The 7,682-nt window shown below is 70.6% G+C and carries 7 protein-coding genes; 3 read left to right on the top strand and 4 right to left on the bottom strand.

The genetic code is table 11. The features are described from left to right. The 3 genes from parC to ACIQ6S_RS13810 all read right to left on the bottom strand — a co-directional run. A partial coding sequence (gene parC, locus ACIQ6S_RS13820; RefSeq protein ID WP_397608860.1) for a DNA topoisomerase IV subunit A occupies positions 1 to 1,143 on the bottom strand: 1,143 nt, incomplete at its 3' end. An 85-nt stretch (positions 1,144 to 1,228) separates the two neighbouring features. After that, the gene (locus ACIQ6S_RS13815; RefSeq protein WP_397608859.1) at positions 1,229 to 1,789 is read right to left on the bottom strand and encodes a response regulator transcription factor; all 561 of its coding nucleotides are present in this window, start codon (positions 1,787 to 1,789) and stop codon (positions 1,229 to 1,231) included. Next, complete coding sequence (locus ACIQ6S_RS13810) at positions 1,786 to 3,036, bottom strand: ATP-binding protein (protein ID WP_397608858.1); 1,251 nt, start codon at positions 3,034 to 3,036, stop codon at positions 1,786 to 1,788. The genes ACIQ6S_RS13815 and ACIQ6S_RS13810 overlap by 4 nt, the downstream gene beginning before the upstream one ends. 134 nt (positions 3,037 to 3,170) lie before the next feature. Here ACIQ6S_RS13810 and ACIQ6S_RS13805 point away from each other — a divergent pair, with 134 nt between their 5' ends. After that, on the top strand, positions 3,171 to 4,613 hold the full coding sequence (locus ACIQ6S_RS13805; protein WP_397608857.1) for a PepSY domain-containing protein: 1,443 nt from the start codon (positions 3,171 to 3,173) through the stop codon (positions 4,611 to 4,613). 11 nt (positions 4,614 to 4,624) lie between these two features. After that, a complete protein-coding gene (locus tag ACIQ6S_RS13800; protein WP_397608856.1) occupies positions 4,625 to 6,727 on the top strand; it encodes a TonB-dependent receptor family protein in 2,103 nt (700 codons plus the stop codon). A gap of 109 nt (positions 6,728 to 6,836) precedes the next feature. On the opposite strand, the gene trxC is transcribed toward ACIQ6S_RS13800, so the two are convergent. After that, positions 6,837 to 7,295, bottom strand: a complete 459-nt coding sequence (gene trxC, locus ACIQ6S_RS13795) for a thioredoxin TrxC (RefSeq protein ID WP_397608855.1) — start codon at positions 7,293 to 7,295, stop codon at positions 6,837 to 6,839. Between the two features lie 142 nt (positions 7,296 to 7,437). On the opposite strand from trxC, the gene ACIQ6S_RS13790 reads away from it, so the two are divergent. Beyond that, positions 7,438 to 7,682, top strand: a 245-nt coding sequence (locus ACIQ6S_RS13790) for a CopD family protein (RefSeq protein WP_397608854.1), incomplete at its 3' end; no start/stop codon positions are given.

The following is a 7,682-nucleotide window of genomic DNA, read 5'->3' as shown; positions in this document are numbered from 1 at the left end:
GTGCAGGCGGCGCTCGACCTTGTCGAGGCGGTGCTTGAGGCGGCGCTTCAGCGTGTCGGTGCGGAACTGCAGCCACTCGCCGAGGATCGACCTCAGGCCGCGCACCTGCGGGCGGCTGTCGAGGCCGATGATGTTGAGGTTGACGCGGAAGCTCTTCTCGAGGTCCGTCGTCGCCATCAGGTGGCCCATCAGCGCGTCGATGTCGACGCGGTTGCTGCGTGGCACGAGCACGAGGCGCACCGGATTCTGGTGATCGCTCTCGTCGCGCAGGTCTTCCAGCCACGGCAGCTTCTTCGCGCGAAGCTGGGCGGCGATCTGCTCCATGATCTTCGAGGGCGAGACCTGGTAAGGCAGGGCCGTCACGACGATGTTCTGGCCTTCCTTCAGGTACGTGGCGCGGGCGCGGACGCTGCCGTTGCCGGTCTCGTACATCGACAGCAGGTCGGCGGCCGGCGTGATGATCTCGGCGGCCGTCGGGTAATCCGGGCCGCGGATGTGCTCGCAGAGGTCGCGCGTGGTCGCGTCCGGGTCGTCGAGCAGGCGCACGCAGGCGCTGACGACTTCATTGAGGTTGTGCGGAGGCACGTCGGTGGCCATGCCCACCGCGATGCCCGTGGTGCCATTGAGCAGCAGGTGTGGCAGGCGCGCCGGCATCCACGTGGGCTCGTCGAGCGTGCCATCGAAGTTCGGCGTCCACTCCACCGTGCCCTGGCCGAGTTCGCCCAGCAGCACTTCAGCGATGGGCGTGAGCTTCGATTCGGTGTAGCGCATCGCCGCGAAGCTCTTCGGGTCGTCCGGCGAACCGAAGTTGCCCTGGCCTTCGATGAGCGGGTAGCGGTACGAGAACGGCTGGGCCATCAGCACCAGCGCCTCGTAGCAGGCCGAATCGCCGTGCGGGTGGTATTTGCCGATGACGTCGCCGACGGTGCGGGCGGACTTCTTCGGCTTCGCCCCGGCGTTCAGCCCCAGCTCGCTCATGGCGTAGATGATCCGCCGCTGCACCGGCTTCAGCCCGTCGCCGAGGAAGGGCAGGGCGCGGTCGAGCACCACGTACATCGAATAGTCGAGGTAGGCGCGCTCGGCGTATTCGTGCAGCGGGATCTGTTCGAAACCGTGGAAGGCGGGACGGGCGGGATCGGTCATCGGGACGCGGGAAGCCGGTGGATCGGGGCCGCGAGTTTACCGGGTCGGGCGTCGCGGGCCTTGCGACAGGCAGGGCGCCGCCGCTTCATTCGCCGGAGGCCCGCTCCGGCAGTGGCTTCTTGGCGAGCTTGCGCTGGAGGCTGCGGCGATGCAGGCCGAGTGCGCGCGCCGCCGACGAGACGTTGCCGTCGTGTTCCGCCAGCACGCGTTGGAGGTGTTCCCATTCCAGGCGCTTGGGGTGAAGCGGGCCGTCGGCGGGCGTCGGCAGTTCGTCCTCGCCTTCGTTGCCGTCCTCGGGCCCGAACAGCGCGCGCAGCACGTCGTCGGCGCTGACCGGCTTCGGCCGGTAGTCGGTCGCGCCGCGTTTGATCGCCTCGACGGCGGTGGCGATGGAGGCGTAGCCCGTGAGCAGCAGGATCGGTACGTCCGGTTGCAGAGCGCGCAATGGTTCGATCAGTGCAAGCCCGTTGTCGGCACCCAGCTTCAGGTCGAGCACGATGCCGGACAGTGGCTCGCGGGCCTGCCGCAGCGCAGAGGCTGCGTCCGCGGCATGGCGGCAGGGCTGGCCGCGGCGCTCCAGCGCGCGGGCGAGGACGCTGGCGAAGGCCTCGTCGTCGTCGACCAGCAGTACGGGGTGGGGGGTCATGGGCCTGCGCCCGGGGCGGGTTCGAGCGCTCGCCAAGGCAGGTCGAGCCGGCTCAGGCTGCCCCCGCCCTCCGCCGGATGCACGTGCAGCGCGCCGCCGAGGTGCTCGATGGTCGCGTTGGCGATGGCGAGGCCGATGCCCAAGCCGCCGGAGGACTGGTCCGCGGCCGGGCGGGCGGCGCGGCTGTCGAAGCCTGCGCCGCGATCGTGGACGACGATCCGCAGTCCGCCGCCCGGCCCGGTCTCGGCGCGGAGCGCGAGCTGCGCGTCCCCGGCGGCGATGCCGGCATCGGCGGCGTTCTCCAACAGGTGGCCGAGGCTTCCCCACAGGGCCAGCGACGGTTGCACGGTGCGCCCGGCGACCGCGGGGTCGACGTCCACCGTCAGGGTGGCCTGGGGGCGCAGCAGGAGCAGACGATCCCTCAGGGTGTCGAGCATGGCCGCCAGGGTCTGCGGCGGTGGGATCTCACGGGTGGTGGCCGCGAGTCGGCGGACGGCGTCGCGGGCGAAGGCGAGTTGCTGGGCCATGAGCGCGAGGTCTTCGCGCGTCGGTCCCTGCTTCGGATCGGCTCGCCACTCGTCGACGAGGAGGGCGGCGGTGTTCAGTGGCGTGTTGATGTCGTGCGCCGCCGAGGCGGATTGCAGCGCGAGCGCATGCAGGCCTTCGTCGCGCAAGCGACGTTCACGCGCGTCGCGCAGGGCCTCATCGCGGGATTTCAGCCGACGGGCCAGTGCGAGGCCGAACACGCAGAACAGCAACAGGCCCAAGGCGAAGTTCGCGGCCATGCCGGTGAGGTGCAGGTCGAACAGCACGGCGCCGTGCTGGTGGGCGAGCGGTGGTGCGAAACGCGCCAGCAGGGCGTAACCGAGCGCTGCCGTGGCGGCAATCGCGAGCACACGCGAAGGCGCCAGCGCCGTCGCCGTCAGTGCCACCGGAACCAGATAGAGCTGGATGAAGGGGTTCACCACCCCGCCCGAGAAAAACAGTGCCCAGGTGAGGGCCACCAGGTCGACGGCCAATCCGGTCATCAGGCGCGCTTCGCTGGCCGCCTCGCGTTGCCGCCAAACGCCGATCAGGGCGTTCGCCGCACCGAGCGCGCAGGCGCCCAGCAGCAGCGGCGGCCATGGCAACTCGAGGCGCAAGGCCTCCTGCGCGACGGCGAAGGCGACGAACTGTCCGGCCACGGCGAACCAGCGCAAGGCATAGAGCGTGGCTTCGAGGCTTTCGTGGCGGGCATCCGGGGACATGGCGCAAAGGGTAGCCGGCGCGGTCCGGGCGCGGTACGCAGGCGGGGTGCGACCTTGTGTCGCATTCCCGAAGTCGGCAGCGGCCCGGAGACTGCGCGGCCGTCCCGTCCCGTCCCGTGCCGTCCTCGTCCGCCGTGTCCGTCCCCTTAGCCGCGCTGCCGTTCGCCTCCCGAATCCATCGTGCCTTGGCGTGGGCGGCGCTCGTCGTCCTCATGGCCTGGACGCTGTCCGGCTTCCTGCATCCGTTGATGGGCCTGCTGGCCCCGATGCCCGCGCAGCGATCGCTGCCGACCGCGGAACTCGCGCCCGACGCACTGGTGGCCGGACTGCCCGCAGTTCTTCGCCACAGCGACGGCGCGGCCGTGGTGCGCACGGTGCCCGGGCCGGGCGGCCCGCTCTGGCAACGAACCGGGCCGGACGGCGAGCGCCGCTACCTGCGCATGGACGGCAGCCCCTGGCCCGGCAGCGACCGCGACTACGCGCGCTGGTTGGCCGGCACCTATCTCGGCGAAGAACGCGCGATCCGTTCGATCGAACGCGTCGACCGCTTCGGCGACGAGTACCCGTGGGTGAACCGCCTGCTGCCGGTCTGGGCCGTGAGCTTCGAGGGTGATGAAGGGCTGGTCGCCTACGTCCACACCGAGACCGGCGTACTGGCCTCGCTCTCGGACGCGCGCCGCCGCTGGATGCAGGCTGGCTTCCGGCAGGTGCACACGCTGGCCGTCCTCGGCGCGCTCGATCCGCTGCGTCGCACCGTAGTGGCGTCCGCGATGACCGTGCTGCTGGTGCTGGGCCTCGCGGGCCTCGTGCTGTGGTGGTGGCGCCCGGCCTCGCCGAAGGCGCCACCGGCCCGTCGTTGGCACCGCCGGCTTGCGCTGTGGGCGGGCATTCCCCTGCTCGGTATGGCTTCGAGCGGCTTGATCCACACCCTTTGGAAAGCGGGTGATGCGCCCGATCGCGGTCTGTCGCTTTCTGCGGGGCTGGTTCTACCGCCGATCGGCTTCGACGCGACGCGTCTCACGCAGGCCGTGGTGCCTTCGGAATCCGGCCGCGCCTGGTCGCAAGCCAGCGTCGCGACGCTGCCGGACGGCCGCGCGGTGCTGGTGTTTCGCTCGCCGCTGGCCGCCGGGTGGGGCGTGCCCGTGCCGGAGGCGCGCGTCGTTGATCTGGCCAGCGGCACCACCGTGGCGGACGGTGAGCGCGAGTTGGCGCGGGCGGCTGCGGCTCGCCATGGGCTGGATGGCGACGCGCTGCGTCGGTTCACGCGCTTCGGCCCCGACTACGACTTCCGCAACCGCCGGCTTCCGGCGTGGATCGCCCCCACCGCCGACGGCCGCCGTATCGCGCTCGACCCGGACACCGCACAGCGCCTCGACGTGATGAGCGCCACGGCGGTTGCCGAGGCCTGGGTGTTCTCGATGGTCCACAAGTGGCAGCCGCTGGCCGGCCTGCTCGGTTCGCCCGCGCGCCGCGACGCACTTCAGGTTGCCGTGTTGGCGCTGGGCCTAGTGCTCGCCGGACTCGGCATCGCGCTGCGACGGCGTCGCCGCGTCGCCCCATCTTCCGTTTCCCCTTGAGAGATCTGTCCATGCTCCTGCTTCGTCGCCATCCCCTCGCGTTCGCGCTCAGCGCGGCGCTCGTCGCACTGCCCGCCGCAGCCGCCGAGACCCCGAAAGATCCGGCCGTGCTGGATCGTGTCGAGGTCGAGGGCCAGAACCTCACGCCGCTGGCGCCGCTCTCGCTGGAGGGTGCGAAGAAGCGCCTCGCCGAGCGCGCCGGAGCCACCGCGCTGGTCGATGCCGAAGCCCTTCGCCAGGGCCGCGTCAGCACGCTCTCTGATGCGCTGGGTTTCGCCGCCGGCGTGTTCGTGCAGCCGCGTTTCGGTTCGGAAGAGTCGCGCATCGCGATCCGCGGTTCCGGCGTGCAGCGCACCTTCCACGGCCGCGGCCTGGTCGTCCTGCAGGACGGCATCCCGATCAACCTCGCCGACGGCGGTTTCGACATGCAGTCGATCGACGCGCTGTCGGCCCGCTACATCGAAGTGTGGCGCGGCCCGAACGCGCTGGAGTACGGCGCGGCCTCGCTGGGCGGCGCGATCAACTACGTCTCGCCGACCGGCCATGACCTCGACGGCGCGCGTTTGCGCACCGAGGCCGGCAGCTTCGGCTACGGGCGCTGGCAGGCGCAGTGGGGCGGCCACTCGGGTGCGCATGACGCGGTCGTGTCGCTGGGCGGCTTTGCGCAGGATGGCTATCGCGCCAACGCCCGCCAGGAAAACCACCGCCTTGGCGCGAACTGGGGCTACCGCTTCAGCGACACGCTGGACGCCCGCGTGTACCTCACGCACGTCGACACCCGATCGGCGTTGCCCGGCTCGCTGACGCGCGCGCAGTTCCTCGCCAATCCGCGACAGGCCAATGGCGGCAGCGTGCTGCTCGACCAGCGCCGCGACTTCGAGCTCACCCGCGCCTCGCTGCGCGTGGCCTATCGCCCGGAAGCCGGTCGCGAGCTGCTGGTCTCGGCCTTCGCCAGCGACAAGTTCCTCGACCATCCGATTTTCCAGGTGCTCCAGCAGGACAGCCTCGATCGCGGCATCGACCTGCGCTTGCGCGAGGAGGGTGAGATCAACGGCCGCCGCAACGTGTTCGTGGCCGGCTTTGGGCATGTGCGCGGCGATACCCGCGACGACCGCTGGGTGAACCGCGGCCGCGCCAATCCGGACGACCATCGCGGCGCCCGCACCGACCAGAACGACCAGCTCGCGACGAGTACGACGGTTTTCTTCGAGAACCAGCACTGGCTGGGCCAGCGCTGGGTGGCCGTGGTGGGCGCGCAGGCGCTGTCAGCAAAACGCCGGTTCGAAGACCGCCTGCCGGTGCCATTCGATGCCAGCTTCGACCGCCGCTACGACGCCTTCAGCCCCAAGCTCGGCCTGCGCTTCGAGGGCGCCGAAGGCGTGCAGTGGTTCGCCAACCTGAGCCGCAGCGCGGAGCCGCCGAGCTTCGGCGAGCTGGCCGGCGGCCCGAACGTCACTCTCGTTGACCTGCAGCGCGCCAACAGCGGCGAGGTCGGCCTGCGCTACTCGCGTGATGGCTTGGACCTCGATGCGGTCGTGTACCGCGCGAATGTCGAGAACGAACTGCTGGCGCTCACCGACGGCAACGGCAATCCGCTGGGCACGCGCAATGCCGACCGCACGATCCACCAGGGCCTCGAGTTGTCCACCCGGTGGGCTTTCGCGCCGCAGTGGCAAGTCGCCTTGAACGCGTTGGTAAACGACTTCCGCTTTGACGGCGACGCCGCCTTCGGCGACAACGAGCTCGCCGGCCTGCCGCGCGAGTGGCTGCGCGCCGAGCTGGCGTGGGCGCCGTCGGACGCTATCCGCATTGCGCCGAACGTCGAGTGGGTGCCGAACGACTATTCCATCGACCACGCCAACACCTTCAGCGCGCCGGGCTACGCCATCTGGGGGCTCAAAGTTTCGGGGAGCGTGAGCGAGGGCCTGTCGTGGTTCGTCGATGGCCGCAACCTTGGCGACCGCGCCTACGTCGCGACCACCGGTGTCGTCGCGGACACCCGCGTGCCATTCAACCCGGCCAACCCGGCCGCGGTGCGCCCGCCGCGCGACGGGGCCTACTACCTGCCGGGCGACGGCCGCTCGGTGTACGTCGGCCTCGAGTGGCGCCTCTGAGTCAGCGCAGCATCCACCACGCCAGCGTGGCCAAGGCCACGCCCTTGAGCGTCACGGCGAGCAGGGCGATCGCGGTCGCGCGTCGGTCGCGACGCTCTTGTTGGGACATTCAGGCGAGCCCGTAGCTGGTCGCAATCCACTGCATGAAGGCGGGCATCGGCATTGCGCCGCTGCTCCGGGCGACCTCGTGTCCACCGTCGCGGCTGCCCTGCCAAGCGATCAGCGTCGGCAGGCTCTGGATGCGGAACTGCGAGGCCAACTGGGGTTCGGCTTCGGTGTCGAGCTTCACGAAGCGGAACTGCGGCTCCAGGCGCTGGCAGGCCGCGGCGAACACCGGCGCGAAGCTGCGGCAGGGGCCGCACCAGCCCGCCCACGCGTCGATGATCACCGGCTGCTCGGATTTCAGCAGCAGGGCCTCGGCGTTCTTCGCCGTCAGCGCCAGCGGCATGCCGGTGAACAGGCCATGGCCGCAGCGCCCGCATTTCGGGTCGTCGCCCAGGCGCGCATCGGGCACGCGGTTGATCGACAGGCAGTGCGGGCAGGCGAGCTGGGTGGTGTCGGTGTCCATGGTGCGCAGGGTAGCGCCCCGCGGGCGATGCAGCATGGTGCGGGGCCGCATCGGCAGAGGCGTCACGACGACGTCATGGCGACACCGCGCCGAGGCCGGCGTGGCATCCTTCGCGGCCTTCCCACCTTGGAATCCTCGCGCGATGGAGCTCTACGCCGGCAACACCTACCTATGGACCAAGCTGCTGCACACGCTGTTCGTCATCGCGTGGATGGCCACGGTCTTCTACCTGCCGCGGATCCTCGTAAACATCGCCGAGGCCGCCTCGGAGCCCGCGGTCGTCGCCCGCCTCGTGCTGATGGGCAAGCGCTTGTACCGCTTCGGCCACGTGATGCTGGGCTTCGTGTTCCTGTTCGGTTTCGTGCTGTGGTTCGGCCGCGTCATCGA

Origin of the sequence: Silanimonas sp., from assembly GCF_044377035.1 — a bacterium.
In the GTDB taxonomy this organism is placed as follows: Bacteria; Pseudomonadota; Gammaproteobacteria; order Xanthomonadales; family Xanthomonadaceae; genus Silanimonas.
The sequence above is the reverse complement of the archived record's forward strand: the minus strand, read 5'-3'. Positions and strand labels throughout refer to the sequence as shown.